15 protein-coding genes are annotated in these 20,055 nt (G+C 67.4%); 2 read left to right on the top strand and 13 right to left on the bottom strand.

The window, feature by feature from the left end; genetic code table 11:
- Positions 1-20: 20 nt before the first annotated feature.
- The 10 genes from LPA45_RS21700 to LPA45_RS21745 all read right to left on the bottom strand — a co-directional run bounded on the left by LPA45_RS21700 (position 21) and on the right by LPA45_RS21745 (position 15,270).
- A complete protein-coding gene (locus LPA45_RS21700) occupies positions 21-461 on the bottom strand; it encodes a PaaI family thioesterase (RefSeq protein ID WP_233528479.1) in 441 nt (146 codons plus the stop codon).
- A 137-nt stretch (positions 462-598) separates the two neighbouring features.
- On the bottom strand, positions 599-2,740 hold the full coding sequence (locus LPA45_RS21705; RefSeq protein ID WP_116323841.1) for a PQQ-dependent dehydrogenase, methanol/ethanol family: 2,142 nt from the start codon (positions 2,738-2,740) through the stop codon (positions 599-601).
- 36 nt (positions 2,741-2,776) lie between these two features.
- Positions 2,777-3,697 carry a transporter gene (locus LPA45_RS21710; protein ID WP_116323840.1) on the bottom strand — a complete coding sequence of 307 codons (921 nt, stop codon included), beginning with the start codon at positions 3,695-3,697 and terminating at the stop codon, positions 2,777-2,779.
- Positions 3,698-3,751: 54 nt separating this feature from the next.
- Complete coding sequence (locus tag LPA45_RS21715; RefSeq protein ID WP_116323839.1) at positions 3,752-5,170, bottom strand: aldehyde dehydrogenase family protein; 1,419 nt, start codon at positions 5,168-5,170, stop codon at positions 3,752-3,754.
- Positions 5,171-5,438: 268 nt separating this feature from the next.
- On the bottom strand, positions 5,439-7,328 hold the full coding sequence (locus LPA45_RS21720) for a sigma-54-dependent Fis family transcriptional regulator (protein ID WP_116323838.1): 1,890 nt from the start codon (positions 7,326-7,328) through the stop codon (positions 5,439-5,441).
- 345 nt (positions 7,329-7,673) lie between these two features.
- Positions 7,674-8,543 (bottom strand): hydroxymethylglutaryl-CoA lyase, encoded by an 870-nt coding sequence (locus LPA45_RS21725; RefSeq protein ID WP_116323837.1) that lies wholly within the window; start codon positions 8,541-8,543, stop codon positions 7,674-7,676.
- Between the two features lie 20 nt (positions 8,544-8,563).
- The gene (locus LPA45_RS21730) at positions 8,564-10,579 is read right to left on the bottom strand and encodes an acetyl/propionyl/methylcrotonyl-CoA carboxylase subunit alpha (protein ID WP_271815883.1); all 2,016 of its coding nucleotides are present in this window, start codon (positions 10,577-10,579) and stop codon (positions 8,564-8,566) included.
- A gap of 79 nt (positions 10,580-10,658) precedes the next feature.
- Positions 10,659-12,266: a carboxyl transferase domain-containing protein gene (locus tag LPA45_RS21735; RefSeq protein ID WP_271815882.1), complete on the bottom strand. Its 1,608-nt coding sequence runs from the start codon at positions 12,264-12,266 to the stop codon at positions 10,659-10,661.
- 52 nt (positions 12,267-12,318) lie between these two features.
- Positions 12,319-13,500: an isovaleryl-CoA dehydrogenase gene (locus tag LPA45_RS21740; protein WP_271815881.1), complete on the bottom strand. Its 1,182-nt coding sequence runs from the start codon at positions 13,498-13,500 to the stop codon at positions 12,319-12,321.
- A 45-nt stretch (positions 13,501-13,545) separates the two neighbouring features.
- The gene (locus LPA45_RS21745) at positions 13,546-15,270 is read right to left on the bottom strand and encodes an AMP-binding protein (RefSeq protein WP_116323458.1); all 1,725 of its coding nucleotides are present in this window, start codon (positions 15,268-15,270) and stop codon (positions 13,546-13,548) included.
- A 288-nt stretch (positions 15,271-15,558) separates the two neighbouring features.
- Here LPA45_RS21745 and LPA45_RS21750 point away from each other — a divergent pair, with 288 nt between their 5' ends.
- Positions 15,559-16,254: a TetR/AcrR family transcriptional regulator gene (locus LPA45_RS21750; protein ID WP_116323457.1), complete on the top strand. Its 696-nt coding sequence runs from the start codon at positions 15,559-15,561 to the stop codon at positions 16,252-16,254.
- Positions 16,255-16,410: 156 nt separating this feature from the next.
- Here the strand turns inward: LPA45_RS21750 and LPA45_RS21755 are convergent, their stop codons facing one another.
- Entirely contained in the window at positions 16,411-17,151 is a 741-nt protein-coding gene (locus LPA45_RS21755; protein WP_116323456.1) for an SDR family oxidoreductase, read from the bottom strand.
- 111 nt (positions 17,152-17,262) lie between these two features.
- Here LPA45_RS21755 and LPA45_RS21760 point away from each other — a divergent pair, with 111 nt between their 5' ends.
- Complete coding sequence (locus tag LPA45_RS21760) at positions 17,263-18,201, top strand: LysR family transcriptional regulator (RefSeq protein ID WP_116323455.1); 939 nt, start codon at positions 17,263-17,265, stop codon at positions 18,199-18,201.
- Between the two features lie 25 nt (positions 18,202-18,226).
- Here LPA45_RS21760 and LPA45_RS21765 read toward each other — a convergent pair whose 3' ends face one another.
- Complete coding sequence (locus tag LPA45_RS21765) at positions 18,227-19,048, bottom strand: phosphate/phosphite/phosphonate ABC transporter substrate-binding protein (RefSeq protein WP_233528442.1); 822 nt, start codon at positions 19,046-19,048, stop codon at positions 18,227-18,229.
- Positions 19,035-20,024: a fatty acid desaturase gene (locus tag LPA45_RS21770; RefSeq protein WP_116323463.1), complete on the bottom strand. Its 990-nt coding sequence runs from the start codon at positions 20,022-20,024 to the stop codon at positions 19,035-19,037. The genes LPA45_RS21765 and LPA45_RS21770 overlap by 14 nt, the downstream gene beginning before the upstream one ends.
- Between the last annotated feature and the right edge of the window lie 31 nt (positions 20,025-20,055).

A 20,055-nucleotide genomic window follows, 5' to 3' on the forward strand; every position in this document is an offset into this window, starting at 1 on the left:
AAGGGGCACGCCCCCTCGCCTTACTTCAGGTACTTCATCGTGGCAACGCCCGTCGCCACCAGCAATTCATCATCGAGCCAGACCTCCGCGCGCGAGAAGAAGATCGAGCGCCCGCGCCGGTCGACGGTGCCCTTCGCCGTCAGCACACTGCCCGTGCCATTGCTCAGGAAGTTGGAAGTCAGCGACAGCGTCACCGCATGCCGCGCCGCCTCGCCCGGTGCCGAGAACAGGCCGGCATAGCCGGTGGCGGCGTCCAGTAGCGTGCAGATCGTGCCGCCATGGACCACGCGGCTGCGGTTCAGCATGCTGGATGTGACCGGCAGCTCAAGCTCGACGTAATCGGGGCGCCACTGCGTGATGCGGACACCGATGCTTTCGAGGGCGGGATTGTCGAGGGAGAGGTTGTCGAGGGCGCCGCCGGCGCCACCCTCCGTCACGGTTTCCGTTGATTGGATTTTCATTTCACTGCTCACCACGACTCAAATTGTCCAGGCGGTATTTCCTCGCGATTCGCGGCTCTGAGCAATTCCGATTTGGCGAACAGCCACTTTTGCACGCATGAAGCGCGCGGGCCAGCGCCGGCCCGCGCGCGCCCCCGTCAGGGCTTCTTAGGCCGCACCGCGTCCGCGGTGCCCTGGATGAACGCCTGGATCTTGACCACGTCCTCGGCCGTCAGCTTGCCGGTGAAATCCGGCATGCCCTTCTGCACGAACGGCCCGTTGAACAGGATCTTGTCCAGGTGCTCGATCATCGGCGCGCCGACATAAGCCAGGTTGGGGATATTGCCACCCTTGTCGACACCTGGCACGCCATGGCAGAAGACGCAGTTGTTGACGTAGAGCTTCTGCCCGTCGGCGACCTTGGCCGGGTCGTACTTCACCCCGCTCAGCAGCGGCGCCATCGCGTACGGCGCCGACTCTGGCATCGGCTTCTTGCCGTTGAGCACAAAGGTGTAGACCCGCCCCGGCGCCTGCCTGTCGCTGCCGCGCTGGCTCAGGCCATACACGCCGCCCCAGCCCACCGCCACCGAGACGTACTGCTTGCCGTCGAGCAGGTAGGTCACCGGCGCCGCCACCACGCCGGAGCCGGTCGGCGCCTGCCACAGCTTCTCGCCGGTGCCGGCGTGATACGCCACCAGCCGCCCGTCCGCGGTGCCCTGGAACACCAGGTTGCCAGCGGTCGCGAGCGTGCCGCCATTCCACGGCCCGGCATGGTCCTGGTGCCATACCGCCTTCTGCGCCAGCGGATCCCAGGCGATCAGCCGCCCCATCGGCTTGCTCCTGGGCGGCTCGGCATTGACCAGCATGCCCAGGTTCCAGCCCACGCCGCGATGCGCCTCCGGCGAGTCCTTCTGGTTGTGGGCCCACTCCTTGTTGTCGGCCAGCGTCAGCGGCACGTGCTGCGCCGGGATAAAGGCCAGCCCCAGCTTCGGGTGGAACGACATCGAATGCCAGTTGTGCGCGCCGAACGGCCCCGGCACGATATCCGCCGGCTTGCCCGATGTGTCCGACTGCGGCGTCTCGATCGGCCGGCCGTCCTTGTCATAGCCCGAGGCCCAGTTGACGTCGACGAAGTTCTTCGCCGAGATGAACTTGCCGTTGGTCCGGTCGATCACGAAGAAGAAGCCGTTCTTGGGCGCGTGCAGGATCACCTTGCGCGGCTGGCCGTCGATCTTCAGGTCGGCCAGGATGATGTCCTGCGTCGAAGTGTAGTCCCAGTTGTCGCCCGGGGTTTCCTGGTAGTGCCAGACGTATTCGCCGGTGTCGGGGTTCAGCGCCACCACGGAGGCCGCGTAGAGGTTGTCGCCGCCCTTCGGGCTGCGCAGCTTGCGGCTCCACGGACCGGCATTGCCGGTGCCGATGTACATCAGGTTCAGCTCGGGGTCGAACGCCATGGTGTTCCACACCGTGCCGCCGCCGCCGTTGACCCAGTACTTGCCGCTGGGATCCCAGGTGGCCGCGGCCTTTGCCATGGCTTCATTCTCGAAGGGCCTGGCGGGGTCGCCCGGCACCGTGTACCAGCGCCATTGCTGCTTGCCGGTCTCGGCATCGTAGGCGGTGATATAGCCGCGCACGCCGTATTCCGCGCCGCCGTTGCCGATGATCACCTTGCCGTTGTAGACGCGCGGCGCGCCGGTAATGGTGTAGGACTTGCTGCGGTCGACAATGGTGTCCTGCTCCCAGACCTTCTTGCCGGTGGCGGCGTCGATCGCCACCAGCCGGCCATCGAACGCGCCGACGAAGACCTTGCCCTTGTACAGCGCCACGCCGCGGTTGACCACGTCGCAGCAACCCTTGTAGGCCTGGTCGCGCGGCACCTGCGGGTCATAGGTCCACAGGCGCTTGCCGGTACGCGCGTCGATGGCATGCACCACGCTCCACGGCGCGGAGACATACATCACGCCATCGACCACCAGCGGCGTTGCTTCCACGCCGCGCGTTGATTCCAGGTCGTAGGACCACGCCAGCCCCAGGCCCTTGACGTTGCCCGCGTTCACCTGCTCAAGCTTGCTGAAGCGGGTCTCGGCGTAATCCAGGCCGTAACTGGGCCAGTTCGGCGTGCCGGCCTCGTTGGCGCGGATGGCGGCGCCATCCACGCGCGCGGCGGCGTTGGCCGGCTTGTTCGCTTTTGCCGAGCGAGTGGTGGCGATGCCGTCGGCGCCGAATACCATCGGCGCGGGCAGCGCCACACTGGCGGCGGCCATCACGCTCACTAACAGGCGTAGCTTGTTGCTATGCATCTTGATCTCCTCTGTCTTCTTTCTTGATATGGCGTGTCAGAACACCTTGAGCAGGCGCAGGTTGGCGCGCAGGTTCTCCATCGGCCCGTTGCGCACCGAGATATCGCGGCCGAAGGTGCCGAGGACCTGGAACGTCGCTGCCGGGAACCAGGCGAAACCGACCAGGAACTTCGACGTATTGGTGCGGTCGTCGCGCGATACGTTGTTGACCGAGGTCTCGCCGCCGAAGGCATACGACAGCCCGCCGCGCACATCGAAGCGTTCGGTGAAGTGGTAGCGCAGCCAGCCCTGCCCCTGCACCAGGGCGTCCTGCCTGAGCGTGGCCGAGTTCGGGCCGTACTTGCTGTTGTTGCCGAACACCGTGACGTCCGCCACCAGGTCGAGCGTGACCTTGTCGGTAATCGGCGTGATATAGCCTGCCTGCAGCGCAAACTTCCAGCGGTGCTCGCCGAGGTTCAGCGGACGGTTCTGGTCGTAGCTGCCGGTCGGCACGAACAGGAACGGCGTGATGCCGAAATAGCGCTTCCTGTCGGGCTGGTTCACCAGCCACACCGTCGACGCCAGGATCAGGTCGCCCACGCCGCTGGCACTGCCCAGCGCGCTGAGGTTGTCGGTGGCGCGCAGCTTGCCGAACGGCAGCAGGAACTGCGGGTCGATGGTGATGCCGCCGACTTCCATGAACCGCACATAGCGCACGATGCCCACGTCCGAATCCAGGTTGCCGCCCGCGACGCGGTTGCCGCCGGCATAGACGCGGTCGCGCTGCGCATGCTGGTAGTACAACAGGCCGAGATTGGTGCCCGCGGGCAATGCGGTGTAATCGCCCGCGTCTACGTCAATGGCGCGCGCGGGGGATGCGCCGAGCAGCAGGGCCAATGCCAAGCCGGCCGCCGGCGCTGCAGCGCTGCGTACAGGCGAGCGCAGTCCCCGGCCACCGGCCGTTCTGGTTTGATGCATGTCTCCTCCGGTTTTCTTCTTGTCTGTGGCCCGCCGGGCGGCGGGCATGCGGCATCAGCCCGCCTGTGCCCGCGCGATATTGATCACGCTCAGTTGCGCATACTCGGCCAGCCCTTCCGGCCCGAATTCCACGCCGACGCCAGACTCCTTGGCGCCCACCAGCGGGATATGCGGGCCGAAATGCAGGTGGTGGTTGACCCATGCCGTGCCCACGTCGAGACGCCACGCCACCCCACAGGCGCGCTCTTCGTCGCGGGACCACACCGAGCCACCGAGTCCGTAGGGCGTGCCGTTGGCGCGCGCCACAGCTTCGTCGATGCTGTCGAACTTCAGCACCGGCAGGATCGGGGCGAACTGCTCCTCGGCCACCAGTTCGCTGCGGTCAGTCAGATCGCGCACGATGGTCGGGGCGACGAAGTAGCCATCGCCCTTGAGCAATGCACCGCCCGCCAGGATCTTGCCGTCGCGCCGCGCGCTGGCCAGAAAGCGGCCGGCCTTGTCGTACTGCATGGCGTTCTGCAGCGGCCCCATCGTGACGCCGGCTTCGGCGCCGTTGCCGACCACCGCGCGCCCGGCCAGGTCGGCCAGCGCGTCGCACAGCGCGTCATGGACCGAGGCATGCACGTACAGCCGCTTCAGTGCCAGGCATACCTGCCCGCAGTTGTAGAAGGCGCTCCCAAAGATCTTCGGCGCGATGTCCGCCACGTCGGCATCGTCGAGCACGATGGCCGCGTCGTTGCCGCCCAGTTCCAGCGTGATGCGCTTCAGCCCCGGGCCGGCACTTGCCATCACCTTCTTGCCGGTCGCGGTCGAGCCCGTGAACGAGACCTTGGCCACGTCGGGATGCGAGGTCAGGTAGCTGCCCAGGTCATTGGCATCGGTGATGACATTGACCACGCCCGGCGGCAGCAGGTCGGACAGGATCGCGCCGAGTTGCAGCGTTGCCACCGGCGTGGTCGGCGCGGGCTTGAGCACCACGGCATTGCCCATCAGCAGCGCCGGCGCGAGCTTGTAGGCGGCGATCAGCACCGGGAAATTCCAAGCCGCGATCGCGGCCACCACGCCCAGCGGCTTGTGGTGCAGTTCGATGCGGTGGGTGGCATCGTCCTGCACCAGCGAGACCGGCAGCTCCAGCCCGGCGATATGGCGCACGAAGGCTGCGGCGAACTGCAGCTCCTGGCGCGCTTCGGCCAGTGGCTTGCCCTGCTCCAGCACCAGCGTGGCGGCTAGGTCTTCGGCGTTGCCGTGCAGCTCGTCGGCAAAGCGCAGCAGCAACGCGCGCCGCTGCGCCAGTTCCAGCGCGGCCCAGGCGGGTTGCGCGGCCTTGGCGGCAGCGACCGCGGCGGCGGCCTCGCGCTCGGTGGCGCGCGATACCGTGGTGAACACCTTGCCGGTGGCGGGGTTGACCACGTCGAGCGTGGTGCTGCCCTGCACGATTTTTCCGTTGATCAGCAGTCCTGCATTGCCGTGCATCGCCTGTCTCCTCATGTTGATCCTTGGGTCGAACCCTGTTGGTATGCGATGCCCTGCAACGCAAGCGCCGTGCCCGCCGCCCAAATCGCGCACAGGTGCGTGTTTTTGCGCCAGTTTTCGCCTGCAACGTCGTCGCGAGGCTGCCTGGGATGTCGCAATCTGAGCCAATGTCTCGATACAGCCAAGACAGGCGGTCAATAAAAAACCCCCGCTGCCACGGCGTGGCGAGCGGGGGTTCGATGGAGGGATGGGAGGTGGGAGAACCGTTCTAGCGGATCTTGGCGCGCGCCATCTTGCGGTACAGCGTCGCGCGCGAGATGCCGAGTGCGCGCGCGGCTTCGGAGCGGTTGCCGCTGAGTTCGTCGAGGGTGCGCTGGATCAGCGCGTCCTGCGCCTGCGCCAGCAGCATCGGCTGGCCTGCCGTGGGCAGCAGGTCCGCCACCGTCGCGCGTGTTGCCGCATCCAGCCAGCTTTCGTCGAGATGCTCGCGCCGGATTGCCTCGCTGAGGCCAGACAGCGCCACCGCGGTGCGCAGCACCTGGTGCAGCTCGCGCACGTTGCCCGGCCAGGGATGCGACATCAGCAGCGCCATCACGTCGGCGTCGAGCGCCTTGCGCCGGCCGCGCGCCAGCGTCTGCAGCATCGCCGCGATCAGCTCGGGCAGGTCGGTGCGGTCGCGCAGCGCTGGAACGCGCACCGACATGCCGTTGATGCGGAAATACAGGTCTTCGCGGAAGGCGCCCTGCCGCACCAGTTCCGGCAGGCTGCGGTGCGTGGCGCAGATCACCGACAGGTCGACAGGGATCGCCTTGGTCGCGCCCACACGTGTTACGCAGCGCTCCTGCAGCACGCTCAGCAGCCGCGTCTGCAATGCCAGCGGCATGTCGCCGATCTCGTCCAGGAACAGCGTGCCATGGTTGGCCTGCTCGATCTTGCCCGCGCTGCCGCCACGGCGGCTGCCGGTAAAGGCGCCGTCGGCATAGCCGAACAGCTCGGCTTCGGCCAGCCCTTCGGGAATGGCCGAGCAGTTGATCGAGACAAAGCTGCCGGCCGGCCGGCTGGCCTCGTGCAGCGCGCGCGCCAGCATGGTCTTGCCGGTGCCGGTCTCTCCCAGCAGGATCACCGGCACCTGCGCGCCGACCGCCATGCTGGCCTTGTCGAAGGCGCGCGCCAGCGTGGCATCGGCAATCAGGTGGCCAGCCAGCGGACCGGTGTCGTCGGCGCGCGGCGCGGCGCCGGGGGAACGCGCACGCTGGGTTTCACTTGCCGACACATGCAGGCGCCCGCCGGCGACCGTGCGCACGACGCTTTGCACCGCGCCTCCCGGGCCATACATGCCTTCGGCAAAGACGCTGCCGATATCGATCGCGCCGATCTCGGCGTTGCCGAGCCGCAGCATGTCGCGCGCGGTATGGTTTGCCGCCACGATCACGCCGTCGGCGGAGACCGCGACGATGCCTTCCGCCGGTGTATGCAGCATGCGCCGGTCGTGGTGCAGGCGCACGATGCAGCAGCCAGGCAGCCGCTCAAAGGTGCGGTTGCCGATCGACGTGGCCGCCGCGCGCACGTGGCTGACCGCGTAGGCCGGCAAGTCGACGCCGAAGCCAGTGATATCGAGCACGCCGATCAGGCGGTCGTGGCAATCGTAGATCGGCGCGGCGGCACAGACCACGTCGACCAGTTCATGCAGGAAATGCTCGCCGCGGCGAATCTCGACGGCGCTGCCGCCCTCAGCCAGCAGGCAGCCGGGCGCGTTGGTGCCGATGCCGGTCTCGCAGATGCGCCGGCCATGCTGCAGCGGCGACGGCCCGCCCGGCCCCGCGCCCAGGCGCCCGTGGGATGACACGATCATGCCTTCGGCATTGGTGCACAGCACGATCCACTGCTGCGACGGAAAGGCGCCGGCCAGCACCTCCATGTCGGCGCCGGCCAGTTCGATCAGCGTGCGGTTCTCTTCTTCGCTGCGCCGGACTTCGCTATGCGTGATGACATCCGAAAACAGCATGCGCTGCTCGGGACGCACGCCCGCGCGCGCGGCACGTTGCCACGAACGCACGATCAGGTCGGACACGACGCCGGCGGGCACGTCCTTTCCGTCGAGGAACTCCCGCCGTGCAACGTTGGCATCGCACAGCAGGCTTGTCGGTGCGGGTGGCATTACCTTGTCTCCAGTGGTCGGTGTCGCGCGCTGCCGTATGAGGGCTAATTGCGCCGATGCCGGTGGCACGCCCGGCCGTCGTTGCGGCCAGGTCATCTATGTGCGCTGCCTGTGCTGTAGTTGGGGCGGCGCGAACTGGAAAGGTACTTTAAGAGAGCCCCCGGGCGAATTCAAGCGTTGTGTGGCAGGTTTGGCGAGGCTGTCTCAGGATAATGCGGGCGGTGTCTCAATATGAGACAGGTGGGTTGCGAAAGCGACGCAGGACGGTACGTTCCAACGCTGGAATTGCACATGTGGTCTCCCCCCTCCCGCACGCGGGAGAAGGGCGCAACCTCCGCGCTCGGACTATTGCAGTACCGGCTTGCCGATGGCCCTGGAGATCAGTCCGGCAGCCGCAATAACCTTGTCCAGATCAACCCCGGTCTCCATCCCCAGGCTCGCCAGGCGCTGCAGCAATGCCTCCGTCGCCACGTTACCGGTCGCGCCCTTCGCATACGGGCACCCACCAAGCCCGGCGACCGAAGCATGGAAGATGCGGATGCCGGCTTCCAGGCTCGCCTCGACATTGGCCAGCGCATGCCCATACGTGTCGTGGAAATGCCCGGAAAGCTGCGCCAGCGGGAATTCCGTGGCCGCGGCACGCATCACGGCCTTTACCTTGTCTGGCGTGCCAACGCCGATGGTGTCTGCGATATCGATCTCGTCGCAGCCCAGTTCGCGCATGCGCCTCACCACGTCGACCACGGCATCGATCGGCACCTCGCCCTGGTAAGGGCAGCCCAGCGCGCACGACACGCTGGCGCGAAGCCGCACGCCCTTCGCCTTGGCGGCCGCGGCAACGGGCTCGAAGCGCGCCATCGACTCGGCGATCGAGCAGTTGATGTTCTTCTGCGAGAACGCCTCGCTGGCCGCGCCGAAAATCACGACCTCGTCGGCGCCCGCCGCAAGCGCGCCTTCCAGGCCCTTCATGTTCGGCGTCAGCGCAGAGTAGATGGTGCCGGGCCGCCGCCTGATCGCAGCCATGACCTGCGCACCGTCGGCCATCTGCGGCACCCACTTCGGCGAGACGAACGATGCCACTTCGATATTGGGGAAGCCCGCGTCGGTGAGTTGGTCGATCAACGCCACCTTGGTCTCGGTGGGGATCAGGCTCTTCTCATTCTGCAAGCCATCGCGCGGGCCGACTTCAACGACCTTGACCTTGTCCGCATGCATGTGTCGTCTCCGTCAGTGTTTCAGGTACCGAACGCGAGCAGTTGCGCGCCCTCGGTCACCTGTTCGCCTACGCCGTAAAGCACTTCGCTGATCACGCCGTCGGCCGGTGCGCTGATGGTGTGCTCCATCTTCATCGCCTCCATCACCAGCAGCGGCGTGCCGCGTGTGACGGTGCTGCCGGCTTCGACCATCACCGCGATGACCTTGCCCGGCATTGGCGCGGTCAGCTTGCCGCCCTCGCCTTCGGCTTCGCCGGCGTGGGACAGCGGATCGATCCAGCCCAGCAGCACCTGCCGGCCCGCGGCGAAGACGTGGAAGTCGTCCGCTTCCGCATGCACGTGCCCGTGCACGCGGCGCGTGCCGAGATCGATGCGGATATCGTCGGCCTTGCATACCGCGGCGAATGGCACAGACTCGCCAGCGTAGGCCAGGGTGCTGCCGCGCGCGTTGACGTGCAGCGTCACGTCGAGCACCTGGTCGCCGTAGCCAAAGCGCAGCTGCCGCGATGCGCTGCCGTTCAGCCGCCAGGCACCGCCGTGGGTCCACGGCGAATGCTGGTCGGCGGCGTCGATGCGGCGCTCGCGCGTTTCGCGGTCCAGCAGCGCAGCCACCGCCAGCGCGACGGTGTCGATGCCGACCGGCTCAGGCAGCGGGAACAGTTCGCTCTCGTTGCGCTCGATCAGGCCGGTATCGAGGTCCGCGGTGCGGAACGCCTGCGACGACACCAGCCGCTGCAGGAACGCCACGTTGGTCGACAGGCCGACCACATGGTATGCCGCCAGCGCCTGGCGCATGCGCGCCAGCGCCTCGTCGCGGTCCTTGCCCCAGACGATCAGCTTGGCGATCATCGGGTCGTAGTACGGGCTGATGGTGTCGCCTTCGCGCACGCCGGCATCGATGCGGATGCCGGCCGGGCCATGCGCATCTTCGCCACGCATGAACTGCACCGCCGGCGGCGTGCGCAGGAAGCGCAGCGTGCCGGTGGAGGGCAGGAACTGCTTGTCGGGGTTCTCGGCGTAGATGCGCGCTTCCAGCGCATGGCCGTCGATGCGCAGTTGCTGCTGCGTGAGCGGCAGCGGCTCGCCGGCGGCGACGCGCAGTTGCCATTCGACCAGGTCCTGCCCGGTGATCATCTCGGTGACCGGGTGCTCGACCTGCAGGCGCGTGTTCATCTCCATGAAATAGAACGAGCCATCCTGGTTGGCGATGAACTCGACGGTGCCGGCGCCGACATAGCCCACCGCCTTGGCGGCGGCGACTGCCGCTTCGCCCATGGCGCGGCGGCGTTCTTCTGTCATGCCCGGCGCGGGCGCCTCTTCCAGCACCTTCTGGTGGCGGCGCTGCACCGAGCAGTCGCGCTCGAACAGGTAGACGCAGTTGCCGTGGGTATCGGCGAACACCTGGATTTCGATATGGCGCGGGCGGGTCAGGTACTTCTCGACCAGCACCTTGTCGTCGCCGAAGCTGGCGCTGGCCTCGCGCTTGACCGACGCCAGCGCGGCCTCGAAGCCATCGCCCGACTCGACCACGCGCATGCCCTTGCCGCCGCCGCCCGCGCTGGCCTTGAGCAGCACCGGGTAGCCGATGCGGTCGGCCTCGCGGCGCAGCAGCGCCGCGTCCTGGTCTTCGCCGTGATAGCCCGGCACCAGCGGCACCGACGCCTTTTCCATCAACTGCTTGGCCGCGCTCTTGCTGCCCATGGCGTGGATGGCGGAGGCCGGCGGGCCAATGAAGACCAGCCCGGCCGCGGCGCAGGCCTCGGCGAAGGCTTCGTTCTCGGACAGGAAGCCGTAGCCCGGGTGGATCGCCTGGGCGCCGGTCGCCTTCGCCATCTCGATGATGTGGTCGGCGCGCAGGTAGCTGTCGCGCGCGGCGGCGGCGCCGATATGGACCGCCTCGTCGCAGAAGGCGACGTGGCGTGCATTGGCGTCGGCATCCGAGTACACCGCGACGGTGCGGATGCCGAGCCGGCGGCAGGTGGCGGCCACGCGGCAGGCGATCTCGCCGCGGTTTGCGATCAGGACTTTGGTGAACATGACTTCGCCTTTCGCTCCTCGCGGGGAGCGTTCTTGACAACGATTCTGGGATACCTGGAGGGCAGGATTACATGCCGAATTACATACGGAAGACGCCGAACTTCATGTCCTCGATCGGCGCGTTCAGGCTGGCCGACAGGCCCAGCCCCAGCACCGTGCGCGTCTGCGCGGGATCGATCACGCCGTCGTCCCACAGCCGCGCGCTGGCGTAGTACGGGTGGCCCTGGTGCTCGTACTGGTCGCGGATCGGCTGCTTGAAGGCGTCTTCCTCTTCCGCGCTCCACTTGCCGCCCTTGCCCTCGATGCCATCGCGGCGCACCGTCGCCAGCACGCTCGCGGCCTGCTCGCCGCCCATCACCGAGATGCGCGCGTTCGGCCACATCCACAGGAAGCGCGGCGAATAGGCACGGCCGCACATGCCGTAGTTGCCGGCACCGAACGAGCCGCCGATGATCACGGTGAACTTGGGCACCTGCGCCGTCGCCACCGCGGTCACCATCTTGGCGCCGTTGCGGGCGATGCCTTCGTTCTCGTACTTGCGCCCCACCATGAAGCCGGTGATGTTCTGCAGGAACACCAGCGGGATCTTGCGCTGGCAGCACAGCTCGATAAAGTGCGCGCCCTTCAGCGCCGACTCGGAGAACAGGATGCCGTTGTTGGCGACGATGCCGACCGGGTAGCCCCAGATGCGCGCGAAGCCGCATACCAGCGTGGTGCCGTAGCGCGCCTTGAACTCGTCGAACTCGGAGCCGTCGACGATGCGCGCGATCACCTCGCGCACGTCATAGGGCTTGCGCGTGTCGGTGGGGATCACGCCGTACAGTTCTTCCACCGGGTACAGCGGTTCGGCCGGCTCGTGCAGGCGGATCTGGTCCGGCTTGCGGCGGTTCAGGTGCTGCACGATATTGCGCGCCAGGCTCAGCGCGTGGTGGTCGTTCTGCGCGAAGTAGTCGGCCACGCCGGACAGGCGCGTATGCACGTCGGCGCCGCCCAGGTCCTCGGCGCTGACTTCCTCGCCGGTGGCGGCCTTCACCAGCGGCGGCCCGCCCAGGAAGATGGTGCCCTGGTTCTTGACGATGATTGACTCGTCGCTCATCGCCGGCACGTAGGCGCCACCTGCGGTGCAGGAACCCATCACCACCGCGATCTGCGGGATGCCCTGCTTGGACAGGTTGGCCTGGTTGTAGAAGATGCGGCCGAAGTGGTCGCGGTCGGGGAACACGTCGTCCTGGTTGGGCAGGTTGGCGCCCCCGGAATCGACCAGGTAGATGCACGGCAGGTTGTTCTGCTCGGCGATCTCCTGCGCGCGCACATGCTTCTTGACCGTGATCGGATAATACGTGCCGCCCTTGACGGTGGCGTCGTTGCAGACGATCACGCACTCCTGCCCGGCCACGCGGCCGATGCCGGTGATAATGCCGGCGCCCGGCGCGGCATCGTCATACATGTCGTAGGCCGCGAGCTGCGACAGCTCCAGGAACGGGGTGCCCGGATCCAGCAGTTGCTGCACGCGGTCGCGCGGCAGCAGCTTGCCGCGCGACAGGTGCTTGTCGCGCGCGGCCTCGCCGCCGCCTTCCGCCAGCCTGGCGATCTTCGCTTCCAGGTCGGCAACCAGTGCCTGCATTGCCTGCGCGTTCGTCTTGAACGCTTCGGAGCGTGCGTTCAGCTTTGTCTCAATTGCCGCCATATCAGCCTCGGCCAGTCAGTTCGTTGTAGGGTGCAGCCATCGCGTGGGGTGCTTACATCGTTTCCGCGAACAGCTCGCGGCCGATCAGCATGCGGCGGATCTCCGACGTGCCGGCGCCGATCTCGTACAGCTTGGCATCGCGCCACAGGCGCCCGGCCGGGTATTCGTTGATATAGCCGTTGCCGCCCAGGATCTGCACGGTCTCGCCCGCCATCCAGGTGGCCTTTTCCGCCGTGTACAGGATCACCGCGGCGCAGTCCTTGCGCACCTGGCGCACGTGGCCGCTGCCGAGCGCGTCCAGGTTCTTGCCGACCGTGTACAGGTAGCTGCGCGCCGCCTGCAGCGTGGTGTACATGTCCGCCACCTTGCCCTGGATCAGCTGGAACTCGCCGATGCTCTGGCCGAACTGCTTGCGGTCATGGATATACGGCGTAACCACGTCCATGCACGCCTGCATGATGCCGACCGGGCCGCCCGACAGCACCGCGCGCTCGTAGTCCAGCCCGCTCATCAGCACCCTGGCGCCACTGTTCTCGGCACCAAGGATGTTTTCCGCCGGCACTTCCACGTCCTCGAACACCAGCTCGCCGGTGTGCGAGCCGCGCATGCCCAGCTTGTCTAGCTTCTGCGCCACCGAGAAGCCCTTCATGCCCTTCTCGACGATAAATGCGGTCATGCCGCGCGCGCCCAGCTCGGGCTCGGTCTTGGCGTACACCACCAGCACGTCGCAGTCCGGGCCGTTGGTGATCCACATCTTGGTGCCGTTGAGCACGTAGCGGTCGCCCTTGAATTCCGCGCGCAGCTTCATGCTGACCACGTCGGAGCCGGCGTTGGGCTCGCTCATCGCCAGCGCGCCGATCCATTCGCCCGACACCAGCTTGGGCAGGTATTTGGCCTTCTGCGCCGGCGTGCCGTTGCGGTGGATCTGGTTCACGCACAGGTTGGAATGCGCGCCGTACGACAGGCCGACCGACGCCGACGCGCGGCTGATCTCTTCCATCGCGATCATGTGCGCCAGGTAGCCCATATTGGCGCCGCCGTATTCCTCGGCCACGGTGATGCCGAGCACGCCGAGGTCGCCCATCTTCTTCCAGGCGTCCATCGGGAACTGGTCGGTGCGGTCGATCTCGCCCGCGCGCGGGGCCAGTTCGGCCTGGGCCCACGTACGCACGGAATCGCGCAGCATCTCGATGTCTTCGCCGAGGTCGAATTTCAGGCCGGGCAAGGTAGTCATGGCAGTGTCGTCTTGGTAATCAATGTCGTACTGGGGGCGGCGCGTTCAGGCCGTCTTCGATTCGCTGAGGTTCAGGTCGCGCACCATCTGGTCGCGCATCACGAATTTCTGCACCTTGCCGGTCACGGTCAGGGGCATTTCGTCCACGAAGCGGATGTAGCGCGGAATCTTGTAGTGGGCGATCTGGTTGCGGCAGAACTCGCGGATCTCTTCCTCGGTGGCGCTTTCGCCCGGCTTGAGCACGATCCACGCGCACACTTCCTCGCCGTACTTCTGGTCCGGCACGCCGAACACCTGCACGGCCTGCACCTTCGGATGGCGGAACAGGAATTCCTCGATCTCGCGCGGATAGATGTTCTCGCCACCGCGGATCAGCATGTCCTTCACGCGGCCGACGATATTGCAGTAGCCCTCTTCGTCGATGGTGGCGAGATCGCCGGTGTGCATCCAGCCATCGCGGATGGTCTCCGCGGTGCGGGCCTCGTCGTCCCAGTAGCCCAGCATGACCGAGTAGCCGCGCGTGCACAGCTCGCCCTTCTCGCCCACCGGCACCGTGGCGCCGGTGCCGTCGACGATCCTGACCTCCAGGTGCGGCTGGATGCGGCCGACGGTGGTGGTGCGCTTGTCCAGCGGATCGGTGGTGCTGCTCTGGAACGAGACCGGGCTGGTCTCGGTCATGCCGTAGGCGATCGTCACCTCCGACATATGCATCTGCGACACCACGCGCTTCATGGTCTCGATCGGGCACGGCGAGCCGGCCATGATGCCGGTGCGCAGCGACGAGAAGTCATAGTTGCCAAAGCGCGGATGGTCGAGCTGCGCGATGAACATGGTCGGCACGCCATGCAGCGCGGTGCAGCGCTCTTCGCTGACGGCCTGCATGGTGGCTTCCGGATCGAACGCTTCGCCCGGGAACACCATCGCGGCGCCCGTGGAGACGCACGCCAGCACCGCCAGCACCATGCCGAAGCAGTGGTAGAACGGCACCGGGATGCACAGCTTGTCCTGTTCGGTAAAGCGCATCGCCATGGCGATAAAGCGCGCGTTGTTGACGATATTCCGGTGCGTCAGCGTGGCGCCCTTGGGCGCGCCCGTGGTGCCGCTGGTGAACTGCACGTTGATCGGGTCGTTGCGGTCGAGCTGCACGGTGATGGCGTCGAGCGTTTCACGCGCTACGCCTGCGCCGCGCGCCACCACATCGTCATAGCGGATCATGCCCGGCGTCTCGCCCGCGCCCATGCGGATTACCCAGCGCAGCGCCGGCAGCCGCGCGGCCTGCAGTGCGCCAGGCTCGCTGGTGGCGAGTTCAGGGGCCAGCGCCTGCAGCATCTCCAGGTAGCGCGAGGTCTTGAACGCCTCGGCCGCGACGATCGCCTTGACGCCGACCTTGTTCAGCGCGTACTCCAGCTCGGACAAGCGGTAGGCCGGGTTGATATTGACCAGCACCAGCCCGAGCCGCGCGGTGGCGAACTGCGTCACCACCCATTCCACGCGGTTGGGCGACCAGATGCCGACCCGATCGCCGCGCACCAGGCCGAGCGCGTGCAGCCCCGCTGCCAGCGCATCGATGGCCTCGGCGAACTGCTGCCAGGTCCAGCGCACGCCCTGCTCGCGGAAAGCCACCGCGTCGCGCTGCGCAAAGCGGGCGACGGTCTGCGCCAGCAACTCCGGCACCGTCTGCTCGGACAGCGGGATATTGGTTTCGCCTCGCACATGCGACAGCCCGCCCAGGGGCAGGATGGTGGGTTGGGACTCGCCCTGCATCGTCATACTGGTCTCCAAAGCTCGGTGGCGTTCCGTGCGCCCGGCGTTTTGTGAGTATCACTCAATTCATGCCGTGTTCATTGTCTTAGATGGGCTGGCGGGCAATTGCATCAGGGAAATCCCTTAAATCCGCCGCATCTGCTCCCCGCCCGCCGGCGCAGCCTGTGGCGCCGACGAGTGAAAAGTACACGCTCGGCAGGCAGAACGCAATAATAATTTTGAGCTTTACTCAAGTTTTCACTAACGGCGCACTATAATCCTCGCCACGAGAGAGACGTCCACACCCCCGACAGCATGGAAGACACCAGTTCCCGGCGCCGCGTACCCGCCGGAGCCAAGGCCGAGCAGCGCATCCGCGACATCCTGCGCGTAAGCCGCGACGTGTTCGCCGAGCTTGGCTACGAGCGCGCCACCACCACCGAGATCGCCCAGCGCCTGGGCGTCTCCGAGGGGACGGTCTTTACCTATTTCCACGGCAAGCGCGAACTGTGCGTGCGCGTGATCGAGGACTGGTACGACGAGATCATCAGCACGCTGGAACAGGGCATGCCGCATGGCCAGCCCACCAAGGTGCAGCTTGAGTTCTACGTGAAGACGCACCTGCGCCTGTTCCTGATCCAGGGGACCGGGCTGTGTGCGCTGGTGCTGTCGGAAGGCCGGGCCAAGGGGCCGGGGCTGGGCGAGATGTTCCTGCCGCTGCAGCGCCGCTACACGGCGCCGCTGATGGACCTGCTGGCGCGGGCGCGCACCAATGGCGAGATCCGGGGCGACCTGCCGCTGAGCCTGCTGCGCTCGGCCATCCTGGGGCCGATGGAGCACATCCTGTGGGATGCGATCGCGCGGCAGCGCGAGGTCGATATCGAGAAGACCGCCCGCGACATGGTGGCGCTGCTGTGGCCGGCGCTGCAGCCGGTAGACCTGGAACTGGAAAAGCTGCGGGGCTTTTACGGCGAGGTCAGCGCGGCGATGCGCAAGGCGGCGGAAGACTGAGGCACGCCGGCGCCGGGCCGGCGTGCTGGCGGGGCAGCGTAAGGCTTACTTGTTCGGCGTGGCGGCCGGGCCGGCGGGCAGCGGCTCGATACCATCCGGCTTGACCAGCATCAGCGTGGTCACGGGAGGATGGCCCGGCGCCCACACCGCCATCGCTCAGGCGCTGAAGCCGCCGTCGATCATCAGGCTGGCACCGGTCACAAAGCCCGCTTCCGGACCCGCGACATAAGCCACCATGCCGGCAATCTCGTCCGGCGTGGCGTGCCGCTGCAGTGCCATCAGGCCATGCAGCGCCGCGCCGAATTCCCCGGCTTCCGGGTTCATGTCGGTATTGGTCGGTCCCGGCTGGATGTTGTTCACGGTGATGCCGCGCGGCCCCAGGTCGCGCGCCATGCCTTGCACCAGCCCCAGCAGCGCGGACTTGCTCATCGCATACGCGCTGCCGCCGGGGAACGGCATGCGTTCGGCATTGGTGCTGCCGATGTTGATGATGCGGCCGCCTTCGCCCATGTGCGCCAGAGCGGCCTTTGCCGCGACGAACACCGCGCGCACGTTGACGGCCAGGGTCTCGTCGAAGTCTTCCAGCGACAGGGTCTCGACCGATCCCAGCCGCAGCACGCCGGCATTGTTGACCAGGATGTCGAGCTTGCCGAACTGGCGCGCGGCGCCGTCAATGGCGCGGGTCAGCGCGGCGGCATCGGCGGCGTTGGCCTGCAGCGCCAGCGCGCGGCCGCCGGCGGCTTCCACTTCCGCGGCCAGCGCGTTGGCACCCGCTGCGGAGTTCTGGTAGGTGAAGGCGACGGCGGCGCCCTCGCGCGCCAGCCGGCGCACGATTGCCGCGCCGATGCCGCGGGCGCCGCCGGTTACGAATGCAGTTTTTCCAGTCAGGTTGGCCATGGATTGCTCCGGGAAATGGTTGGTTGGTGAAAGCAGTATCGTGCGTGGATTACCCCGTCGGTAGCCATAAATCGGCATCAGCTTTTTCAACCATTGGTATAAGCTGAGGCCATGGAGGCCCTCAATCTGCTCGAATCCTTTGTCCGGAGTGCCGAAGCCGGCAGTTTTTCCGCAGCGGCGCGCCAGCTCGGCATGACGCCGGCGGCGGTCAGCAAGAACGTGGCGCGGCTGGAGTCGCACCTGGGCCTGCGGCTGTTCCAGCGCAGCACGCGCCAGCTGACGCTGACCGCCAGCGGCGAACAGTTCCTGCGGCAGGTCTCGGATCCGTTCTCGACCTTGCGCGATGCCTTTGCCAGCGCCTCGCAAGACGCCGGCAAACCCGCGGGCACGCTCAAGGTCAGCATGGCGCTCGCCTTCGGCCGCGAACACCTGGTGCCGATGCTGGGCGAATTCCTGCGGCGCTATCCGGCGATCGTGCCGGACTGGCATTTCGACAACCGCCCCGCGGAACTGATCCAGGACGGCTTTGACGCGGCTATCGGCGGCGGGATCGAACTGACCGATGGCGTGGTCGCGCGCGAACTGGCGCGGACCTGCATCGTGGCCGCGGCATCGCCGTCCTACATGGAAGGCAGGCCCATGCCGGGCCATCCCAGCGAGCTGGCCGCGATGGACGGCATCGTGCGGCGCTCCGGCCCGACCGGCAGGCTGCGCGCATGGACGCTGCGCAGCGAGTCAGGCGAAGAGGCGCCGGTCACGCAGCGCACGCGCATGATCTTTGACGATCCCGAGGCAATGGCGCACGCGGCCATGCTCGGCTACGGCGTGGCGCTGCTGCCGACGCCGCATGCGGCGCAATGGCTGGAAAGCGGTGCGCTGGTGCGGCTGCTTCCGGAATGGCATGCCGACAACGGGCCGATCTCGCTCTACTACCCGAACAAGACGCTGCTGCCGCCCAAGACGCGCGTGTTCATCGACTTCGTGGTGGCGGCGTTCCGCGACCGGGGATTGGCCGCGCGCTTCGATGCCGGCATCGGGCCGGCGCATTAGGGCGGGTATTAGGGCGGGCGCGGCCTCAGTTGAGCGCGCTGTACCCCCGCAGGCTTGCCTCCAGCGCCATGCTGGACACCGGCTGGTAGTCCGCCACCGCGCTGGGCACCACATCTTCCAGCCGCAGCCGGGCGCGCAGCGCCACGTCGTCGTGCAGGGCCTGCCGCATGGCCGCCCGCACCCGTTGCACCAGCGGCGCACCCGCCCGCCGCGATGCGATGAACGGCAATCCCGCCACCGCCCGCGTGGTGCCGATCTGCCGCACGCCCGCCACCAGATCGGGATGGTGCTCGGCGGCATAGGCCAGCGTCACGCAATCGATCGCCGCCACGTCTGCCTCGCCGGCGGTCACGGCCGCCAACGACGCCAGGTGCGAGCCGGTGTGGACCACCTCGCCAAAGAAGCGCCCTGCACGCGCCAGCGGCGCCACCGCATGGCGCAGCGCATTCATGCCGCTGTGTGAGTCGGGCGCATTGCAGGCAGCCCGCGCGCCACGGCAGGCATCGAGCGTGCCGGGCCCGTCGCCTGCCCGTACCACGATCGCGCTGCGATAGGTATGCCACTGGCAGCCCGGCACCCGGAAGCGCGGCGTGCCGATCAGCCGCACATGCGGCGCCAGCCCCTGCACCAGCGGATAGCCGCATGCCTGCGACAGCAGCACGTCGTCGCGCCGCCAGAATGCGTGCAGCGCGGCGGCATCGTCGCCGGGGTCGACGGCGGTAAGCACGACGCCCGCGCGTTGCAGCGATTGCGCCACGCGCTCGATCAGCGTGATCCAGTCAGCGCGCAAGGACGCCGACACGTTGTACATCGGCAGCGCCGCGACCCAGTGCTCAGGCTTCGCCATAGGGCCTCGCCGCGTAGTGGGGTCCGTCGGACGGCCCGTGGAACAGGGGATGGACCACCGGCGCGGCCGCGCGCAGCGCATACCGCACCAGCCATTCGCCATAGCCGCGCACCAGGAAGCCGTCGTTGCGCGCCAGGTAATCGTCGGCGCGGCGCCGATAGACCCGGCCCAGCACAAACCACGGCACCGACGGCAGATCGTGGTGCACCAGGTGATAGTTGTTGTTCAGGAACAGCAGGCGCCAGGCCAGCCCGGCGTCGTTGATCACGCTGCGCGCCGCCTGCGGGCCGGTGGCGCGATGCTCATGGAAGGAACGGATCGCCGACAGCGACAGCGCGGGATACGCAACGCCCGCCAGCATCAGCCATGCCGGCATGCCGCAGTACACCTGCAGCCAGGCCAGCAGCACGCCCAGCGCCAGCAGGTGCGCCAGCCACATCGGCACATCGCGCCAGTCGCCGGCGCGCAGCTTGCTCCACGCATCGGCACCGATGGCCAGGATCGAAAATGCGGGTTGCAGCAGCACGCGGCCCGCCAGCGTGTTGCGCACGGCATAGAGCCTGCGTGCGAACGGGCCCGACGCATGCCAGTCCGCCGCGTACAGAAAATAGCTCTCCGGATCGCCGCCGGGATGCGTCAGTTCGGCTTCATGGTGCTGCAGGTGCCAGCGCCGGTACAGGCCATACGGCAGCCACACGCCCAGCGGCGCCGCGCCGATCAGCGCGTTCAGCCAGGGCAGCCGGGTCGGATGGCCATGCATCAGTTCATGCTGCAGCGACAGGTACCAGGTGGTGCACAGCGTCAGCAGCACGCATGCCAGCGGCAGGCCCAACCGGCTCGCCTGCGTGGCTACGCCGAACCATGCGCCGTACACCGCCACGATCAGCAGCCAGGTCGGCAGTTCGGTGCGCCACAGCCAGTGACGCGCGGCGTGCGCGAGTTCGCTGCGCTGTCGGTCGTCGAGATAGTTGGCCATGGCTCGCGGGGCATCGGTCGGAATCGAAGCC

Source organism: Cupriavidus sp. Agwp_2 (genome assembly GCF_040784895.1).
GTDB lineage: Bacteria > Pseudomonadota > Gammaproteobacteria > Burkholderiales > Burkholderiaceae > Cupriavidus.